The 18,870-nt window shown below is 62.6% G+C and carries 20 protein-coding genes; 15 read left to right on the top strand and 5 right to left on the bottom strand.

Features of this window, described 5'->3' with window-relative positions:
• The first annotated feature begins 123 nt into the window (after positions 1 to 123).
• Genes OXT71_04000 through OXT71_03975 form a run of 6 tightly spaced genes read left to right on the top strand, consistent with a single transcriptional unit; the run spans position 124 to position 6,279 of the window.
• Positions 124 to 621, top strand: coding sequence for an NADH-quinone oxidoreductase subunit J (locus OXT71_04000; GenBank protein MDE2925543.1), 498 nt, complete (start codon positions 124 to 126; stop codon positions 619 to 621).
• Positions 622 to 626: 5 nt separating this feature from the next.
• Positions 627 to 929 carry an NADH-quinone oxidoreductase subunit NuoK gene (nuoK, locus tag OXT71_03995; GenBank protein ID MDE2925542.1) on the top strand — a complete coding sequence of 101 codons (303 nt, stop codon included), beginning with the start codon at positions 627 to 629 and terminating at the stop codon, positions 927 to 929.
• A 2-nt stretch (positions 930 to 931) separates the two neighbouring features.
• Positions 932 to 2,866: an NADH-quinone oxidoreductase subunit L gene (gene nuoL, locus OXT71_03990; GenBank protein MDE2925541.1), complete on the top strand. Its 1,935-nt coding sequence runs from the start codon at positions 932 to 934 to the stop codon at positions 2,864 to 2,866.
• A gap of 5 nt (positions 2,867 to 2,871) precedes the next feature.
• Positions 2,872 to 4,398 (top strand): NADH-quinone oxidoreductase subunit M, encoded by a 1,527-nt coding sequence (locus OXT71_03985; protein ID MDE2925540.1) that lies wholly within the window; start codon positions 2,872 to 2,874, stop codon positions 4,396 to 4,398.
• Positions 4,388 to 5,818, top strand: coding sequence for an NADH-quinone oxidoreductase subunit N (locus OXT71_03980; GenBank protein MDE2925539.1), 1,431 nt, complete (start codon positions 4,388 to 4,390; stop codon positions 5,816 to 5,818). Before OXT71_03985 ends, OXT71_03980 begins: the two co-directional genes overlap by 11 nt.
• A complete protein-coding gene (locus tag OXT71_03975) occupies positions 5,815 to 6,279 on the top strand; it encodes a transcription elongation factor GreA (protein MDE2925538.1) in 465 nt (154 codons plus the stop codon). Before OXT71_03980 ends, OXT71_03975 begins: the two co-directional genes overlap by 4 nt.
• A gap of 51 nt (positions 6,280 to 6,330) precedes the next feature.
• Here the strand turns inward: OXT71_03975 and OXT71_03970 are convergent, their stop codons facing one another.
• The 5 genes from OXT71_03970 to OXT71_03950 form a co-directional block, all read right to left on the bottom strand.
• Positions 6,331 to 7,851 (bottom strand): FAD-dependent oxidoreductase, encoded by a 1,521-nt coding sequence (locus OXT71_03970; protein MDE2925537.1) that lies wholly within the window; start codon positions 7,849 to 7,851, stop codon positions 6,331 to 6,333.
• A gap of 268 nt (positions 7,852 to 8,119) precedes the next feature.
• The gene (locus OXT71_03965) at positions 8,120 to 8,626 is read right to left on the bottom strand and encodes a hypothetical protein (GenBank protein MDE2925536.1); all 507 of its coding nucleotides are present in this window, start codon (positions 8,624 to 8,626) and stop codon (positions 8,120 to 8,122) included.
• A 17-nt stretch (positions 8,627 to 8,643) separates the two neighbouring features.
• A complete protein-coding gene (locus OXT71_03960) occupies positions 8,644 to 9,699 on the bottom strand; it encodes a type III polyketide synthase (protein ID MDE2925535.1) in 1,056 nt (351 codons plus the stop codon).
• 328 nt (positions 9,700 to 10,027) lie between these two features.
• Positions 10,028 to 10,453, bottom strand: a complete 426-nt coding sequence (locus OXT71_03955; protein MDE2925534.1) for a PIN domain-containing protein — start codon at positions 10,451 to 10,453, stop codon at positions 10,028 to 10,030.
• Positions 10,454 to 10,862: 409 nt separating this feature from the next.
• Entirely contained in the window at positions 10,863 to 12,038 is a 1,176-nt protein-coding gene (locus OXT71_03950; protein MDE2925533.1) for a sialidase family protein, read from the bottom strand.
• A gap of 137 nt (positions 12,039 to 12,175) precedes the next feature.
• Between OXT71_03950 and OXT71_03945 the strand changes: the two genes are divergently transcribed.
• The 9 genes from OXT71_03945 (at position 12,176) to OXT71_03905 (ending at position 18,822) form a co-directional block, all read left to right on the top strand.
• Complete coding sequence (locus OXT71_03945) at positions 12,176 to 12,691, top strand: type I restriction-modification system subunit M N-terminal domain-containing protein (protein ID MDE2925532.1); 516 nt, start codon at positions 12,176 to 12,178, stop codon at positions 12,689 to 12,691.
• 17 nt (positions 12,692 to 12,708) lie between these two features.
• On the top strand, positions 12,709 to 13,014 hold the full coding sequence (locus OXT71_03940) for a ribbon-helix-helix protein, CopG family (GenBank protein MDE2925531.1): 306 nt from the start codon (positions 12,709 to 12,711) through the stop codon (positions 13,012 to 13,014).
• A 77-nt stretch (positions 13,015 to 13,091) separates the two neighbouring features.
• Positions 13,092 to 13,367, top strand: coding sequence for a type II toxin-antitoxin system Phd/YefM family antitoxin (locus tag OXT71_03935; GenBank protein ID MDE2925530.1), 276 nt, complete (start codon positions 13,092 to 13,094; stop codon positions 13,365 to 13,367).
• Positions 13,368 to 13,371: 4 nt separating this feature from the next.
• A complete protein-coding gene (locus OXT71_03930) occupies positions 13,372 to 13,614 on the top strand; it encodes a type II toxin-antitoxin system RelE/ParE family toxin (GenBank protein MDE2925529.1) in 243 nt (80 codons plus the stop codon).
• Between the two features lie 96 nt (positions 13,615 to 13,710).
• Positions 13,711 to 14,313 carry a transcriptional regulator gene (locus OXT71_03925; protein ID MDE2925528.1) on the top strand — a complete coding sequence of 201 codons (603 nt, stop codon included), beginning with the start codon at positions 13,711 to 13,713 and terminating at the stop codon, positions 14,311 to 14,313.
• Positions 14,310 to 15,251 (top strand): nucleotidyl transferase AbiEii/AbiGii toxin family protein, encoded by a 942-nt coding sequence (locus OXT71_03920; GenBank protein ID MDE2925527.1) that lies wholly within the window; start codon positions 14,310 to 14,312, stop codon positions 15,249 to 15,251. Before OXT71_03925 ends, OXT71_03920 begins: the two co-directional genes overlap by 4 nt.
• Positions 15,252 to 15,344: 93 nt before the next feature.
• On the top strand, positions 15,345 to 16,004 hold the full coding sequence (locus tag OXT71_03915; protein ID MDE2925526.1) for a hypothetical protein: 660 nt from the start codon (positions 15,345 to 15,347) through the stop codon (positions 16,002 to 16,004).
• A 41-nt stretch (positions 16,005 to 16,045) separates the two neighbouring features.
• Positions 16,046 to 16,306: a hypothetical protein gene (locus tag OXT71_03910; protein MDE2925525.1), complete on the top strand. Its 261-nt coding sequence runs from the start codon at positions 16,046 to 16,048 to the stop codon at positions 16,304 to 16,306.
• Between the two features lie 167 nt (positions 16,307 to 16,473).
• Positions 16,474 to 18,822 (top strand): PBP1A family penicillin-binding protein, encoded by a 2,349-nt coding sequence (locus OXT71_03905; GenBank protein ID MDE2925524.1) that lies wholly within the window; start codon positions 16,474 to 16,476, stop codon positions 18,820 to 18,822.
• Positions 18,823 to 18,870: the final 48 nt, after the last annotated feature.

Below are 18,870 nucleotides of genomic sequence, written 5' to 3'. Positions count from 1 at the left end.
GCCTTGGGCCCGGAGTTGAGGGCCGGATGCCAATACTGGCGATGGCCCCGGGATCGGGTCCGTTCGTTGACACCATCCGGGCCCTTCACTAAGATTCATTTTCCGCAAGCGGGGGAGCCAAGTGTGGAGCAGATCGTCTTTTACGTCTTCGCAGCCGTAGCCGTCGGCTCGGCCCTTCTCGTCGTGCTCCAGCAGCGCGCCGTCTACAGCGCCTTCTCCCTGATCGTCTGCTTCGGCGCTCTGGCCGTTCTCTATTTTCAGTTGGGAGCCGCCCTCGTCGCCGCGCTGCAGGTCATCGTTTACGCCGGGGCCATCATGGTCCTGTTCCTGTTCGTGATCATGCTGCTGGATCCGCAGTCCGAGAGGTTCGGGCCCGACCGGTTCAAGAAAACGGCCTTGGCCGCGTTGCCTGCGGCCGCCTTTCTGGGGTTTGTCCTGCTGCGCGTCTTCCCGGCGTGGAGCCCCCGGGGATCAGGCGACCCGCTCGGCTCGGGCGAAGGTCCGAAACGAATCGCCCATATTCTCTTCCAGGACTACCTGCTCCCCTTCGAGGTCACCTCCATCCTGATCCTGGTGGCCATTCTGGGCGCCGTCGTCCTGGTCAAGCATCGTCCCGATTGATGGGTATGGTCCCTGCCTCTCACTACCTGGCGCTGGGCGCGGTTCTCTTCGTCATCGGCGTCGCCGGCTTCGTTGTCAGACGCAACGTCATCACCATGTTCATGTCGGTGGAACTGATGCTCAATGCCGTCAACCTGACGTTTCTGGCCTACGCGCGGACGTTGAACCAGGTGGACGCCCACATCTTCGTCTTCTTCGTCATGACCGTAGCCGCGGCGGAGGCGGCGGTGGGTCTGGCGCTGATCCTGGGTCTCGACCGGCATTCCCAGACCCTTGACATCGACTCCGTCAACAAGCTGCAGGGCTGACCATGATCGAGTATTTCTGGCTGGCCCTGGTCCCTCCCCTCGCCGGTTTCCTGTTCAACGGCCTGGCGGGGAAACGGCTGCCGGATCGCATCGTCTCCGGCGCCGGCTGCGCGGCCACCGGAGCCAGCTTTCTGTTTCTGCTGGCCGTCTTCGCCGAGTTCATCCGGCTGCCGGCCGAGGAGCAGCAGATCGTCCACCGCCTCTTCACCTGGATTCAGGCGGGGACCTTCACCGCCGAGTGCAGCTTCCTGCTGGACCCTCTCTCCATGGTCATGCTCCTGGTCATCACGGGGGTCGGATTCCTGATTCACGTCTACTCCACCGCCTACATGGAGGGCGAGACGGGTCTGTACCGCTATTTCTCCTATCTGAACCTCTTCGTCTTCATGATGTCCCTGCTGGTGATGGCGGGAAACTACCTGCTGCTGTTCGTGGGATGGGAAGGGGTGGGCCTCTGCTCCTATCTCCTGATCGGCTACTACATCGAGCGGAAGAGCGCCGGCGATGCGGCCAAGAAGGCCTTCGTGGTGAATCGGGTGGGAGACGCCTGTTTTCTCCTGGGCGTCTTTCTCATCTTCAAGACCTTCGGGACCCTGGAGTTCGGCTCCCTCTTCGAAACCGTGAGCCGGACCCATCCCCAGCCCGAGAGCGGCTTCACCGTCCTGGCGGCAATCACTCTGCTTCTGTTCCTGGGGGCGACGGGCAAGAGCGCCCAGATCCCGCTTCAGGTCTGGCTGCCAGACGCCATGGAGGGACCCACTCCGGTGAGCGCCCTGATCCACGCCGCCACCATGGTGACCGCGGGCGTCTACCTGGTGGTGCGGTCGGCCGCACTCTACAGCCGGGCCCCCGACGTGCTCCTGCTGGTAGCCGTCGTCGGAGTCTTGACGGCCCTCCTGGCGGCCCTCACGGCGCTGGTCCAACGGGACATCAAGAAGGTCCTGGCCTACTCCACCATCAGCCAGCTGGGCTACATGTTCATGGCGCTGGGAGTGGGCGCTTTCAGCACCGGGATTTTCCACCTGTTCACCCACGCCTTCTTCAAAGCCCTGCTCTTCCTGGGGGCGGGGAGCGTCCTGCTGAGGCTTCACCACGAACTGGACCTGTTCCGCATGGGGGGTCTGAAGAACTCCCTGAGAGTGACCTGTTGGACCATGTGGGTGGGGACCGCGGCCCTGGCCGGAATTTTCCCCCTGTCCGGGTTCTTCTCCAAGGACGAGATCCTGTGGAGAGCCCTCGACAGTCCCCTGGGGCATCCGGTCTTCTGGGTGGCGGGCCTGGTGGTGGCCGGCCTCACCGCCTTCTACATGTGCCGGCTCATGTTCCTGGCCTTCTACGGATCGCCCGCGCACGGCCACGAGGAATCCGGCGCGGAAGCGGGAACCGCCGTCACCACGCCCCTGACCATACTGGCCGGGGCGGCGGCGGTCGCCGGATTCGCCGGTCTGCCGGCTTACCTGGGCGACCACCGGTTGGATCAGTTCCTGGCGCCCGTGTTCCGGCACTCCTACGACCACGGCGTCTCCGGGAGCCACGCCTCCCACAGCATGGAGTTGTTGGCGGGTGGCGCGGCCCTGGCCATCAGCCTGTTTGGCGCCGGCCTGGCCTACCGGCTCTACGCCCGGGACCGGTCTCTCCCCCGGCGGTTGGCCGACCGGTTTCCGGCGCTCCACGGCACGCTCCTGCGGCAGTTCCGGATCGACGAGGCCTATTCCCTTTTCGTGGTCGGCGGTCTCAAGGCGCTGTCCCGCCGGGTGCTGTGGAGAATCGTCGACGTGGGCGTCGTGGACGGGGCGGTCAACGGCACCGCCTCCCTGTTTCGGCGATGGAGCGGCGTTGCGACGCGGATGCAGAGTGGGAACACCCGCACCTACGCGGCGTGGATCGTGACCGGGGCCGCATTGGTCTTCCTGTATCTCTTTAGCGTGATCGGCTGATGCCCATGGCTGCGTATCATCTGAGCCTGTTGCTGCTGATTCCGGCTATCGGAGCCGTCGTGGTCTGCCTGCTCCCGTCCGAACGGGACCGGCTCCTGAAATGGACGGCTTTCATCGCTTCCCTGGCGACGTTTCTCTGGTCGGCCGTTCTCTTCCGGAACTTCGACAACCAGGCCGGTTCCTTCCAGATGGTGGAGCAGGCCGACTGGTTCCGGGCCGCCGGTTTCCAGGTCCAGTACTTCCTGGGTCTGGACGGCATCAGCCTGCTCCTGGTGCTCCTGACCACGGTCCTGATCCCATTGGCGCTGTTGTCGAGCTGGAACCTCAAGGACAGGCTCAAGCTATACCTGGCCTCCATCCTGCTCCTGGAAGTGGGAATTCTGGGAGTCTTCCTGGCTCTGGACCTGATCCTCTTCTACGTCTTCTGGGAGGTCTCTCTGATTCCCATGTATTTCCTGATCGGAATCTGGGGGTCGCAACGGCGCATCTACGCGGCGGTGAAGTTCTTCATCTACACCATGGCCGGTTCTCTGCTGATGTTGGCGGGGATCGTCATCCTCTATTTCCTGCTGGGAACCGGCAACTTCGATCTGGTGGAAATGATCGGGATCCTGAAGCGGGGCGAGGCGGTTCTCTCCCCGGGAGTCGAGACCCTTCTCTTCGGCCTGTTCTTCGTGGCCTTCGCCGTCAAGGTTCCCGTCTTTCCGTTGCACACCTGGCTGCCGGACGCCCACACCGAGGCGCCGACGGCCGCTTCCGTGATCCTGGCCGGCGTCCTGCTCAAGATGGGGGCCTACGGGCTCCTGCGCTTCTGCCTTCCCCTCTTTCCCTCGGCGTCGGTCCAGTTGGCGCCGACGGTCTGCGTGCTGGCGTTGATCGGAATCATCTACGGCGCCCTGGTGGCCATGGTGCAGCCCGACCTGAAGCGGCTCGTGGCCTATTCGTCCGTCAGCCACCTGGGATTCGTAGTGCTGGGCATCTTCTCCTTCAACTTTCAGTCCATGGAGGGAGCCGCCTACCAGATGCTCAATCATGGAGTCTCCACCGGAGCCCTGTTTCTCCTGGTGGGTATCCTCTACGAGCGCCGTCACACCCGCCGGGTCGATGAGTTCGGGGGGCTGGCCCATTCCATGCCGCGCTATTCGGCCTGCTTTTTCGTCGTGCTGTTGGGAAGCATCGGGCTGCCCGGCCTCGGCGGGTTCGTGGGCGAGTTCCTCATTCTCCAGGGGACTTTTCTCACCAACGTCCCGGCCGCCGCCGTTGCGGTCTGCGGGGTGGTCCTGTCGGCGGCGTACATGCTCTGGATGTACCAGCGGGTCTTTCTGGGACGGGTCGAAAAGGAAGCGAACCGCCGGCTCCCGGACCTGAGCTTCCGGGAGGGGGCGATGTTGATTCCGGCCATCGCGCTTTCGCTCTGGATGGGGATCGGCTCCGGCGCCTTTCTGAGAACCATGGACACCAGCATTCAACAGCTGGTGGACCGGCTAAACCAGGACCAGCACGAACAGGTAGTCCGAAGCGATGCCCCTTAACACTTCCGTCCTGCTTCCGGAGATCCTTCTGGCCGTGGCCGGCATTCTGCTCATGCTGGCCATCCCGGTCCTTCCGTCTCGGCAGCAGGTCCGATTGGGCTACGCCGCCTCGCTGTTCCTCGTTGCGGCGTTGGTCACCGCTCTGCTCCAATGGGGCGACCATGGTCCCGCCTTTTTCGGCATGGTGTCCATGGACGCTCTGGGCGGCGCCGCCAGAATCCTGTTTCTGGTCTCCAGCGCAACCGTTGCCCTGATTTCAGTCTCCTACCTGAAGCGGGAGCGGTTGCGGCACGGCGAATACTTCCCTCTCCTGTTGATGGCCACGGTGGGGATGTCGCTCATGGCCGTGAGCGCCGACCTCATCATGACTTTCCTGGGACTGGAGATCCTTTCCATCTCCAGCTACGTCCTGGCCGGTTACCGGCGGGGAGACCCCAGATCGAACGAGTCGGCCCTCAAGTACTTCCTCCTGGGCGCTTTCTCCACGGCCTTCATGCTCTATGGGATCGCCCTCCTGTACGGCGCGGCGGGTTCGACGAAGTATGCGGCGATCGCCGAGGCGGCGGCCCAGGGACAGGCGGGAACCGCCACCTTCCTGTTGGGCCTTGGACTGCTTCTCGTGGGATTCGGCTTCAAGGCGGCTCTGGCGCCCTTGCACGTCTGGACTCCGGACGTCTACCAGGGAGCCCCGGTTCCCATCACCGCCCACTTGGCGGTGGGTTCCAAGGCCGCCGTCCTGATCACGTTGCTGCGCCTCCTTCACCAAGTGTTCCCTGCCAGCGCCGACCAGTGGCAGGTGCTGCTCTGGATCGCCTGCGCCGCGACCATGATCATCGGCAACGTGGCGGCCCTGATCCAGACCGATGTCAAGCGCCTCCTGGCCTATTCCTCCATCGCCCACGCCGGTTACATCCTGCTCGGCGTCATCGCCAACAGCCCGGGAGGGAGCCAGGGGGTTCTCTTCTATCTGGCGGCCTACTCCCTGATGACGCTGGGAGCCTTCGCCGTGGTGCAGGTCTTTGCGCGCCGGGACGAGCAGTTCACCAAGCTGGAGGACTATCGGGGAATCGGTTACCGCCATCCGCTGCTGAGCGTCTCCCTGACCGTCTTTCTCCTCTCCCTGATCGGCATTCCACCGACGGCGGGATTCTACGGAAAGCTCTTCCTCTTCTCGGCCGCCGTCGAAGCGGACCTGGTCGCCCTGGTGATTCTGGCGGTGCTGGCCTCGGCCGTGGGACTCTACTACTACCTGCAGATCATCGTCCTGATGTTCATGAAGGAGGCGGCCACGCCGCCGGAACCCGTCCCCATACCTCTGGCGGCACGGATCGTGATAATAATTATGGCCGCCGGCACCCTCTATCTGGGGGTCTACCCGGCGCAGGTTCTTTCGATAGCCGGGGAGGCGGCAGGACTGTGAAGCAGGCCAAGGCGAAGCTGGAAAAAGAGATCCGGAAGCTGGAGCGGGAGCTGCGTGAGGAGCTTCCGGCGGCGCTCAAGAAAGCGCTGCAGTTGGGCGACCTAAGAGAGAACGCCGAGTACCAGACCGCCAAGGAGCGGCAGTCCTACGTCCAGGCCCATCTGGCCAACCTGCAGCAGCGGCTGGCCAACCTATCCCTCATCAATCTGAGCAAGATCCCCACCGACCGCATCTCCTACGGCTCCACCGTGGTCCTGTTCGACCTGGACACCGAGAGCGAGGTGACCTACCGGCTGGTCACCAGCGAGGAGTCGGACGTCAAGGCCGGCCTGATCTCCACCACCTCTCCCATCGGCCGCAGCCTGATGAACCGGGAAGAGGGGGACGAAGTTCAGATCCGGACCCCCGGCGGGACCAAGCACTACGAGATTGTCGAACTGACCACCATCCACGACGAGTAGTGCCGGGAAAGCGGCACGCGCAGTGATTGCGCCGTACCGGTCTGCGTGCGCCTATCCACCCATCCTGACCCGTTCGTCGATGGCGGCCACGGCGGCCTGGGCGGCCAGGGCGGCCCCTTCCTGCCAACCGGGCAGGGCGCTCAATTGGTCGCCGGCAAAATAGATCCTGCCATCGGGCCTTGTGAGCCGCTGCGGCGGCCTGTAGCTCTCCGGCCAGCCTCCCCGCTGGAACGGGACCTTGGACCAGGCGCGGCTCACGCCGGACGCCATCTCGTCGCCATAACCGGGGTGGATGAGCTCGCCCTCGGCGATGGCGGCCTGCAAGCGGTCGGACGGCGTCATTTCCGAGTAACGCAGACCGGGCTCGGGATCCCAGATATAGGCCCCGAGGACGATCCCCTTTTCACGATGATAGCCGTAGGCCGGATACCAGATCTGCGTGATGTCCTGGTCGGTCCAGGAAATGCCGCCGTAGATGGCGTGGTCCTCCTCCCAGAAACGCCGCTGGGCCTGGAATCCGATCTTGACCGCGTTGGTGAACTCGATCGACGCGATCGCCGATTGCGTCGCAGGCGAGAAATCGTTGGGGATGTCCCTCAGGACCGGAGCAGGTATGGTGCAGATCGCGTAGTCCGCCTCCAAGGATTGTATGATGCCCCTGTAACTCCCGTACACGACAGCAACCGCGCCAGCCGTAGTCGGACTGTCGTGCGGCGTCCGGAACACGATACGAACGCCGTCAGTCGTTTTCCGAATCTCCTCGACGACGCTCCCATACACGACGAGAGGCTCCACCCGCTCTTTGAAGGCAGCCACAATGGCGTCCATTCCCCCGACAGGCTGCAACAGGGTCGGGTTCTGATCGAGGAATTGGCTGAAATGGAGCTTGTACTGCCAGAAGTCCGATCTGAGCAGTTGACTCAGATCGAGGGGGTCGTTCACGTCTCCCGGCGCCAGACCGGCATGGACGTGAGGCCCCAGATGGCCGCCGCGGCTCGAGCCCACGTAGAGATCATCCGGGTCCAGATCGCCGTAGCTGCGGAGCAGGCCGAGGATCAGTTCCTTGTCCTCGCCGGTCAACTCACTGTCCAGGGCGTTGCGGTTCACCGCCTTGGCCAGAAGTTCGGCAATATATCCGCGGGTATCCGTCACAACCTGCCGGGCCGCGACCGGCCCGTCGAATCGATCCTGGTTGTGGAAGAAAGCGGCCCGGTTGTCGTTGGTGAAAACCTCCAGGTCGACCCCGAATTCCCGGCAGTACCCGAGAATGGTGGTGTGATGGTAGGGCAGGCGGGCGGGACCGAGGTTCACGTAGAGATGGTCTTCGGCATCGAAGTCCACCCATTGCCGGCTGTCCTCCTCCTCGATCACGTCTCCGCTCCGAACCGTGAGGTTGCGCCCGCCCGCGCGGTCGGTGGCCTCCAGCACAACGCAGTCGTAACCCGCCTTCGACAATTCGTAGGCGGCGACGAGGCCGGAGACGCTGGCCCCCAGGATGGCGACTCTCGTCCCGATTCCCGACCCCGGCGTCAACTGGAATCGGGTGGTACCGGCCGTAGCGGGGCTCGCCATGCCCAGCGCGTTCATGCTCCGATACATGGCGGCAACCCCGGAGACGGCGCCGATGGATTGCAGGAATTGGCGTTTGGTCATTTTCGGTTGCACGGTTTCACCTCCGTCCACTCTTTTAAAAACGAGGGTGCACCCACCTCCGTACGGAGCCGGAGGAAAGTCGATAGGAGCACGTAATTGTAACCAAATATTAACGAAAAATAACCAAGCAATTTTTTTTCGCCATACGTTCGCCGACGCGCGCCTGCCGCCAATCTGGAACCTTGCACTAGGAGCCTGCGCCGTAGACCTCCGCAAGGGCCTTGTTTTCGACCCGGACCCGCGTGCGTAGCGCCAGAAGGTTCAGCACGGATGCGATCAACGCCAGTCCCCACGCGCCGAACATCAGCGGCACCACGGCGATCTCTCCGCAAACGATCAGGTAGTTCGGGTGATTGACGTAGCGGTACGGCCCGCTTCGGATACGCTTGCCGCCGGGGACGACCATGATGCGAGTGGTCCATCGCGAACCCAGGGTCGCGACGACCCACACCCGTCCGCATTCCAGCAGGACAAAAACGGCGAGCAGGGGGATCGACACCGGCGTCTTCGGATCGATGGTGCCAAGCAGCGCCAGCAGCCAGCCGGTGTGCAGGGCCACAAGCGCGGGATAGTGCCGCCGGCCGAACTCAATCGCCCCCTCGGCCGCCAACGCCCGGTGGTTGCGCCGCGCGATGGCCAGTTCCACGAGACGCTGCAGAACAAGAAAGCCGACGATCAGGTACAGCGGGCTCATGGGAAACGAGACAGGCATCACGCCGACTGGAGCAGCAGGAAACCGGCCGAAAATCCCGGGCCCAGGCTGGTCAACAGGTGACGCTTCGCCCTACGGTCCCTGAGGATGCGTTGGAGCACGAACACCACGGTGGCGGCCGACATGTTGCCGTAGTCGCGCAAGACCGACCGGGACTGCTCCAAACCCCCGGCTGGGAGGTCGAACACTGCTTCGAGGGCGTCGAGCACCTTGGCGCCACCGGGGTGGCAGACGAAACTGTCGATATCTCGAAGGCGCAGATCCTGCGAGGAAAGAAACTCCTCCGTTGCCTGCCGCATGTTCGAGCGCACGAGGTCGGGTATGCTGCGGGAGAACACGACTCCGAACCCGTCGTCGGCCACGTCCCACCCCATGACCTCGAGCGAATCGGGCCAGGTGTATTCGCCCCAGGAAGCGATCGCCGGACCCGGCCCGTCATCCGTCAGCAACACCGCGGCGGCGCCGTCACGGAACAGCGCCGTGGCGACGAGGTTGCGCGCGGATCGATCACGGCCACGGAACGTGAGCGTACAGAGTTCCACGACCAGGACCAGAACTCGGCTGCCGGGAGCAGCACGCGCGCACGCGGCCGCACGGGCCAGCCCCAGCACGCCGCCCGCGCATCCCAGACCGAAGATCGGCAGTCTTTGCACGTCGCGGCGAAACGGCAGCTCGGTCATGAGCCTGGCGTCCAGGCTGGGCGTCGCGATACCGGTCGTCGAGACGGTGACGATGAGGTCGATCTCGCGCGGGTCGGTGTCTCCGTCGGCCAGGCACCCCATGGCCGCCTCTTTCAGCAACGCCACCGCGTGTTCGAGGAAGAGCCGGTTCTTCTCCCCGAAGCCGTGCCCGTTTTCCGCGTACCAGCTCTTGGGCAGGCAGCAATACCCTTCTCCGATCGCCGCGTTGTCGTAGACATCCAGCAGGCGATCCAGGGCCGCGACGTCGCCGGCAAAGAACCTGGCGCCGAAATCCCTGACCTCGTCCTGGGTGATCCGGTGGGGCGGAACCGCCGTGGCGATGGACCTGATTCGCGGACCCGAATCCGCTGTCACCGGCAACACTTCTCTCGTCCAGTTCTCATCAGAACAATCCGCTAGTCATTGGAGGACAAGGCATAGCGAGGCGTTTTCCACCACTGTTCCCGCCTTCTGTTTAGGAATCTTTTTCTTGGGCTATCAACCGGACGATGGCGACGATACCAACGCCAGCTTGCACGATCCATCCACCGAAAAGCCAATGAGTAATTCTACTAACGCAATAAGGGCTCACCCCAACCAGACTTTGGTCCAAGATATCGGTGATACTCATATTCACTCCACCTGATCTTGAGCTTTTCGCTGTCCGTCTCTCCCAAGGGTTGGGAGACGGACAGTATGACGTTCACAGTCGTTCGGTTTTCAAATTCTTGAATCGATCGAAATCGCGATCCTCAGTGAGTAGTTGATAGATGCCCCACTCTCGGCAAAGAGCAACGATCTGAGCATCGAATACAAGATTGCCAGTTGCGTTTGACTCGCGTATCGCCTCCATGAGTAGGATGGGATACTCAGGACCGGGGCAAAGCACGACTGCGCTCGGTGAGGCGAGCACCCTTGCCAAGGCTTCACATGCTTCTGCGGACGTGTAGTGTGGATCGAATACTTTGGGGTGAGTGATTATGCGGACGAACTCTCCGATACAGAAAACGGGGATTCCCCATTGGGAAGGAGCCTCCGCAAGCGCAACGACACGGTCGTGAGCAAGACGATGTTTAGGTGAATCCGGCCAGTGCGCGTGGACGAGAACGTTCGTGTCAATCGCGATCAACTCGGTCCATCCATGCGCTCGTAGAGTGAGACTCGATCATCCAGATCGATTCCCGGCATTGTCCGTCCCCGCTTGGTCAAAAGTCGAGCACGGAAGTTACGATTCGGGACAGGTGGGGGTTGCAAGTATTTGCGCAGTGCACACTCGATCAGCCGCGTGAGCGTTAAATCCTCTTCCGTGGCTCGTTGTTTTGCCGCTCGTATCAGACGATCATCGAAGTTGAGGGTCGTTTTCATACAGATATCTGTATCATTGGCGTTAGTTTGCCGTCAATGACGGACTCCTTCCACCGTGATGATTCGACAGGTTGAGACGACCTTAGCGGCTTGGTTGGCATCGCCGCAACGGCAGGACGGCGCGCGAAGTCCCACGTTTTCAACGACTATTGACTGTTGACGACAACTGTAGGCTACTCCGGCGGCGGGCTCCAGATGGTGGCTCCAATGTAGCGTTCGGGGCCGGAGGCCTCGTCGGTGAAGTAGTAGACCGCGACCACCTTGCCGTCCGGTCTCTCGACGGCCCGGACGTAGCCGATGTCGCGGCTGGCGCCGTCGTCCCGGAGCGTGATGTGGTCGCCCCAGGTCCGGCCGCCGTCGCTGCTGAGCACCGCGCGAATGCTGTAGGGCTCGGCCCGGTAGCCGTAGAGCAGGCAGAGGCGTCCGTCCCGCAACCGGATCATGGCCGGCGGATTTCCGATTCCCGCGTCGGGCACTGCGTCATTGAGGTATTCCCACGACGAACCGTTGTCGGTGGACAGGTAGGTGGCGATCCAGCGCCGAGGTCCTTCGTGATCGCGGACCGTCGCCAGGATGTCCGAGTCGCTGAGCCGCACGGAGGCAGGCATGATGGAAAACCCCTCCCCCTGTTCCGGGGCGATCCAGGAGAGGAACTTCCACGTCTTGCCGCCGTCCGTGGTGCGGACGCAGAGGGGGCGGCCCTCCAGTCCGTTCGGCTTCGCCGCCGTGATGAACAGGGTACACGTGTCCTTGTCGTCGACGATGTAGTCGGTCCGCGGTGCGATTCCGGGCGTGTCGAAGCTGGGCAGCCGGAACGGACCCTTCCAGGAACGCCCCCGGTCATCGGAGTGGAACACCCGGCCGATTCCGGCGTGAATGCTGTTGGTGCGGACCGTCAGGGCGAAGTCGGGGTGGGTAAAATCGATGCCCCCTTCGCTCTCAAGCATGGGAGGAATCGTCAATCCCGGCCGCGTGACCCCGTGCAGATAACCGCCCTCGGTGATCAGGTACCCCTTGGCCGTCGGGTCCTCCAACGCCCAGGTCTCGCCGCCGTCCAGGCTCCTGGCCAGCATGGGGATTTCCGGTTTCTCGCGGTCGATGTGGTGCCGCAGACCGTGATCCTTGTAATGGCCCATGCCGAATCCGACGAGGATCTCCTCACCCCAGATCCAGATCCCATGGTTGGCCGGCCAGCCGCCGAACATGCCCTTCTCGAAGTAGACCTTGACGTGTCGGGGTTGCTCCGCTTGGTTCGCACCCTCACTGGCCGAACCCGATTCGTCAGGGGCTGCGCAGGCCATGGCCCCCACCGACAGCACGCCTGCCGCGACAATGTTTCTCCAAGTCATGGGATCCTCCATCTCTTCTTGAATATTCGCCCGGAGGCCGTATCGAAAAACCCGTCGCCGAACATACGAATCCCGGACCGTGTTGACAAGGCGCGGCGGATCTCCGGCCTTGGAATTACTCATGGAGGTCCAGGGGCGTGGTCGAGCAGATTCCCCGTTCAACGTTCGATATCCGAGTCGGGCAATCTGCTACATTCAACGGACCCGGCATGAACCACAGCGAGATCACCAGCTTCATCTGGGGCGTGGCGGATCTGATCCGCGACACCTTCAAGCGCGGCAAGTACCAGGACGTGATCCTCCCGCTCACGGTGCTTCGCCGGCTCGACTGCGTGCTGGCCCCCACCAAGCCGAAGGTGCTGGAGGTCCAAGCCAGATTCCGCGGCAAACTCGAAAACCTCGATAACCTGCTTCAACGCGCCTCCGGATTCGGCTTTTACAACACCTCCCGCTACGACTTCGAGAAGCTGCTCGCCGACGCGCCCCACATCGCGCAGAACCTGCGCAACTACATCGCCGGGTTCAGCCCCAACATGCGCGAGGTGCTGGAAAAGTTCGACTTCGACAACACCATCTCCAAGCTCGACGTAGTTGACACCCACGCTTTGACACAAGTTGAACGGCACGATCATCCTGACACACACCGTGTGTAGCTGCAGGATCACGCACCATGGGTGATGCGCGGCGAATCCAAGTGACGCTTGATGCGAGATCGTACGCGTCAGTGTCGCGGATTGCACGACGCGAAGGGAGGAAGTTGGCCGCAGTCGTTCGGGAGGCCGTCGAGCAGTATTGCGTTCTGCCGGAGGCGCGGCAACGCCGGCTCGAGGCCATCGACAGGCTGTACACGTCAGCGACGGTCCCAGCACCGGAATCGCTGCCGGAGTGGGAGCGCCAGTACAGTCGGCTGAAGGTCGGCCGGGTTGCCGACTGTCTCCACACTACCGAAGGTCCGGAAAGTCACGAGGACAATTGAGGAGCGTGCGTGACTCGTTGTTCGTGGACGCCAACGTGTACATGGAATACACAATGGTCATCAACGCGAGGTAGACCATGTCTCTGTCAGACCGAATCAAGCCGATCAGATACCTGAAAGCCCACGCATCCGAGGGGACCCGCACGCTCAAGGACCCGTCGGACCCTCTGATCGTCACTCAGAACGGCGAAGCCAAGGCGGTTGTGCAAGACATCGACAGCTACGAGCGAATGCAGTCGAGCGTCGCCCTGCTCAAGATGCTTGCGCTTGGCAAACTTCAGATTGAAGCTGGGCAGGTGCAGCCGGCCGAACGGGTCATTGCGCGGCTTCGGGAACGGCAACAGGCCGATTGACGCCATGGCGCAGTTGACCGATGGCGCCGCAGACGACTTGGTAGAGATCGTCGACTTCTTCTCCCGTCAGGACACGCCAGGGAGAACGGAACATGTTCTCAAACGGATCGGACAGGCCTTCCAATCGCTGTCCGCGTTCCCCGAACATGGGAGCTGCCCGAGGGAGTTGTTGGACTTCGGAGTTCGGGAGTACCGCCAACTGCTCTTCAACCCGAACGGGTTCCGCCGTTTGATGGCGCCTCACTGAAGGGGACGGCGGGGTGACGGCTTCGCGGGCCTGATCGAAGCAAGAAATAAACGTCGGCACTTGCTTGTATGTGCCGACATTTGTTACGATTCACTCATGCCTGAACTCACTGTGACCGCGCTCGAAGCAGCCGGCATTGGAGCCTTCTTCCGGCCGCGAGACATCGAAGCGCTCGGTGTCCCGTACCGTCGCCTCCGCGGACTCGTTGCGGCCGGCGCCGTTGAGAACCTCGGCGGCGGCCTTTACCGGCTGGCCGAGGTCGAGCCGACGGAGTTGGAAACGGTCGCCATGGTGGCGGCTGCGGTGCCGCACGCGATCGTCTGCCTGATGACCGCGCTACGAGTATACGAGATCGGAACCGAATCCCCTCACGAAGTCTGGATAGCGATCAACCGCAAGGCGCGCCGGCCCGCCCGAGTGCCGACGCAGGTTCGCGTGGTCTGGTTCTCGAAGGCGATGCTCACATACGGGGTCGTTAGCCGCCGGATGCTCGGCGTGCCTGTTGCCATCACATCGCCGGCCCGGACGGTCGTGGACTGCTTCCGGTACCGCAACAAATTTGGCCTCGACACCGCTCTGGAAGCGCTCCGGGATGTCCTGCGCCAACGGCTCGCCACCGTGGATGAGATCATGCGTGCAGCCAGCGTCTGCCGGGCACGCACGGTCCTGCAGCCCTACATGGAAGCGGTTCTGTCGTGAGGACACGTCCACTCAAGAACGTCGCGGCGTCCGTCCGCGACCGGCTGCTCGCTCGCAGCCGCGAGACTGGCGAGGATTTTCAGTTTCTTCTCTGGAGATATGTGGTCGAACGATTCCTTTTCCGTCTCAGCCATTCGCCCTACCGTGATCACTTCGTTCTGAAGGGGGCCATGCTCTTCGCCGTCTGGAACGAGTCGCTCCACCGGCAGACCCGGGACATTGACTTCGCCGCCTATGGCGACACGGAAACCGACGACTTGGTGACGGCATTGCAGCAAGTTTGCCGGACCGGCGTCGACGACGACGGCGTCATCTTCCACGCCGACCAAATCAGCAGCAGCACAATCCGCGGCACAACGGACCAGGGCGGCACCCGCTACCGTTTCCCGGCGACCGTCGGCCGAGCCCGCATCACTGTGCAGGTGGACATCGGCGTCGGCGATTCAATTCAACCACCGCCGGCGGATGCCGAATTCCCGACGCTGCTCGGCACCGCCAAGCACCGCGTTCGCGCGTACCCCAAGGAAGCGGTCGTATCCGAAAAATTCCATGCCACGGTCGTGCACGGTGCGCAGACGAGCCGGTACAAGGATTTCTTCGACCTGTACGAATTGGCCCGGTGCTTCCGCTTCGACGGCGTGCGACTCGTGCAGGCCCTTGTCGCGACTTTCCAAAACCGTAGTTCACCGACCGACGATGTACCGCTCTCTCTGACCAGGGGTTTCTATACCGACCTCGCGCGGGGCGACCGCTGGCGCGCCTATCTGACCAAGCGCGGCCGCCTGTCGGCTCCCATGGACTTCGGCGCTATCGGTGAACTCGTCATACTTTTCTTAGCACCGCCGTGGCGTGCCCTGGCACATGGAGACCGTTTCGTCGCCACGTGGCCTGGCGGCGGGCCGTGGCGCTCAAAGATTCAGGCTCGGACGGGAAGTTAAGAAACCGTGACCGAAGCAAACGAACGGATCACCAAGCGTCAACAACGCCGATTCCTTCCGTACCCGAAGTATAGGTATTCCGGCGTCGAGTGGGTGGGTGAAATCCCAGCGCACTGGGAGTCTTTCGAGAATCCCGAGTACCTCTTCCTGGTGGTCGCCAACAAGTTCCAGACCGGCTTCGACCAGCCGCTGCTTCACACCTTGTACGTGGACAAGAAGCTGGGCGGCGTGAACGCGGTCCAGACGCTGTCCCGCCTGAATCGGACCCACGCCGGCAAGCGGGGAACGATGGTGCTCGACTTCGCCAACGAAGCGGAGGAGATCAAGAAGGCCTTCGATCCTTACTACGAGACCACTCTCCTCTCGGAGGGGACCGATCCCAACCTCCTCTACGAGGTTCAGGGCAGGCTGCTCGCCTTCGGCGTGTTCGCCGAAGGCGACGTCGAAACCTTCGCGCGAGCGTTTTTCGATCCGAATGCGGGCCAGGACAAACTCTACGCGGCGCTGGAACCGGCGCGGCAGCGCTTCGCCGATCTGGTGCCGGACGAGGGACGCGAATTCCGCGGCCAGCTCACCGACTACGCGCGCCTCTACGCCTTCCTCTCCCAGGTGCTGACGTTCGCCGACACCGACCTGGAGAAGCTCTACGTCTTCGCCCGGCACCTCCGGAAGCTGCTGTCGATCGCCCGGGAAGCGCTGCCTCTCGAGATCCGGGAGGCCATCGACATGGAGTCCTTACGGATTCAAAGGTAATCGGCATCGCCCACGACCGTCTGGAAACCGACGACAAGTTCATGTTGCACCTGGCCCAGGTCGTGCGAAACGGACTCGGCGACCGCGCCGGCACCTGCATCGATCCCAAGACGCAGATTGTGGAGGGGAAGACCGTCTGTCTCGTGAGTTGCCAGCGAAGTCCAGAGGCAGTCTACCTACGGTGGAAGGGTCTGGAAAAATCCGCGAAGGGCGATCTCTACGTCCGGAGCGGCCCCGGCACGGTGCGGCTGAGCGAGAAGGATGCCGGGAAGTACGTCGCCACCCGGTTCGGCTCGGAGTGAGACTTGTCTGAAAAACACCTGTGGAACTGCTGTCGGAATGCTGTTGAGAGGCTGTGGGCCGGCTGTTGGAAAGTTGTGGATCAGGAGTCCGTCAACTCGATCCCACCGGAATCCCGGACGACCTGTCCGCCCAAATACTGACAGGGCAAGTCGTGTAGAATGCAACGGTGCCCCCTCGAAGAAGACCCGCCTCCCGCAAGAAACCGTCCCCCCGCCGGCGCCGCTTTCTGGTCTGGGCCACCTGCGCCGTCCTGATCATCGCCGCGGCGGTGACCGGATCCCTCACCGGCCTGGTTCTGACCTGGGGATTCGAACTGCCACAGGTCTGGGAACTGCAGCAGACCAGCCCGGACGTCATCTCGGAGGTCTATTCGTCGGACGGCCGGATTCTGGGCATCTTCGCGAAGGAGAAGAGGCAGGTCGTCACCTACGACAAGATTCCGGATACGGTGAAGAATTCGATTCTGGCGGCCGAAGACTCGGACTTCTTCCAGCACGCCGGCATCGACTTCCGCCGGCTCATCTACACCGTCTTCCGGAATATCGCCTACGGAGAACGAAAAGGCGCCTCCACCATCACCATGCAGTTGAGCAAACTGCTGCTGACCAGTCCCGAGGTGACCATCAAGCGCAAGATTCAGGACATGATCTTCGCCATCCAGATCGAGCGCACCATGTCCAAGGAGCAGATCTTCACCCGCTACGTCAACCAGTTGTACCTGGGACACGGCAGACACGGGCTGGCGGCCGCCTCCGAGTTCTACTTCCAGAAAACCATGGACGCGCTGGAGTGGCACGAAGCGGCCCTGCTGGTGGGACTGTTTCCGAACCCCGCCAAGTATTCTCCGATCAACCATCCTGAAGCGGCCGTCAACCGGCGCAACTGGGTCCTGGAACGGGCCTACGAGGAAGGTTTCATCGATGCGGGGACTCTGCGAACCGAGCTTCAGGAGCCCTTGGCCCTGAAGACATGGACCCGGCAACAGGCGTCGGCTCCCTATTTCGTGGAATGGGTGCGCCAGTATCTGGAGAAACGGTACCCGGGCGGAGAAATCCACAGGCGGGGCCTGAAGATCTACACCACGCTGGACTACGAGTTTCAGACGGCGGCCGAAAAAGCGCTTCGCGACGGATTGAAGGCCTTCGACAAGAAGCGGCCGAGATGGCGCGGCGCCAAAGAGAACATCCTCGAGGCCGGCAAGGAGCTGGAAGGGTACTGGCGTACCGACTGGAATACGATTTTCTCCCCCGGCCAGATGGTTCATGGCCTCGTTCTTCGGTCGGGCCAGCGCTCTGCGGAAGTGAAGGTCGGCAGCTACCGGGCCACGGTTCGGCCCGGCCACGTGGAATGGACCGGAAGGGAGCGGCTGGACCGCGTCCTCAAGGCGGGTGACGTTTGTGTCTTCACCCTCGAGAGCATCAATCGTGAGGAACGGACCGTCGAAGTCATGCTGGACCGCATTCCCCAGGTCCAAGGCGCGTTGATGGCCATCGAGAGCGAAACCGGCGCCATTCGAGCCATGGTCGGAGGATTCGACTTTCGATACAGCAAGTTCAATCGAGCCACCCAGGCGGAGAGGCAACCCGGTTCCGTCTTCAAGCCCTTCACATACGTTGCAGCGGTGGAAAGCGGCTACTCGCCGGAGGACACCGTGCTGGACAAACCGGTGGAGTTTCTGGACGGTCTGGGGCGCCCCTACCGTCCGGTGAACGCGGACGAGAAATTCAAAGGCCTCATCCCCATCCGCCAAGCCCTGGCGGAATCCCGAAACGTCCCCACCCTTCGTCTGGCCAACGCCATGGGGGTCGAGAGAATCGTCGACGTAGCGCACCGGTTCGGGATCCAACGGGATATCCCGCTCTATCTCCCCACCGCTCTGGGGGCGGGCGAAGTCACTCTGGAGGAGATCACGTCCGCCTTCAGCGCCTTCCCCAACGGCGGAGTCCGGGTCCACCCCTACTACATCGACCGGGTGGAGGACGCCAACGGTGTCCTTCTGGAGCGGCACGAGACCAGCGTGGACGAGGTCGTCAAACGGGGAACCGCCGAAGCGTTGGTGGATCTTTTGAGAAACGCAGTCCTGACGGGAACCGGCCGCAAGGCCCGGAGTTTGCCCATTCCGGTCGCCGGGAAAACGGGCACCACCAACGACTGTACCGACAGTTGGTTCGTGGGATTCAGCAAGCTGCTCACCGCCGGCGTCTGGGTGGGGCACGACACCAAGGTATCGATGGGGGAAAGGGTCTACGGCAGCACCCTCGCCCTTCCCATCTGGATCGAATTCATGAAGGCCACCGTGGACAAGACGCCTTCGGGAAACTTCGGGACCGAGCTCTACGCCGCTCGCCGAGCCGCGTCAGTTCCTGCACCGGTGGAAGAGGCGGAACTGGATGACGGAGACTCCGATGATGCCGATTCCGGGGAAGGAGATTCCAGGGAGTCCGAGCAACCAAGGCCGAAACCGAGACCGCTCCCGAACATCATCGAAGAGGACATTCCCGCGCCGTCCTTCTAAGAAAAAGGAGGGGCGATTTCCAATCGCCCAATCTTTGTCGCCAAGTTG

Source organism: Acidobacteriota bacterium (assembly GCA_028874215.1).
Classification (GTDB): Bacteria; Acidobacteriota; UBA6911; order RPQK01; family JAJDTT01; genus JAJDTT01.
This window is presented reverse-complemented; position numbering and strand designations above follow the sequence as displayed.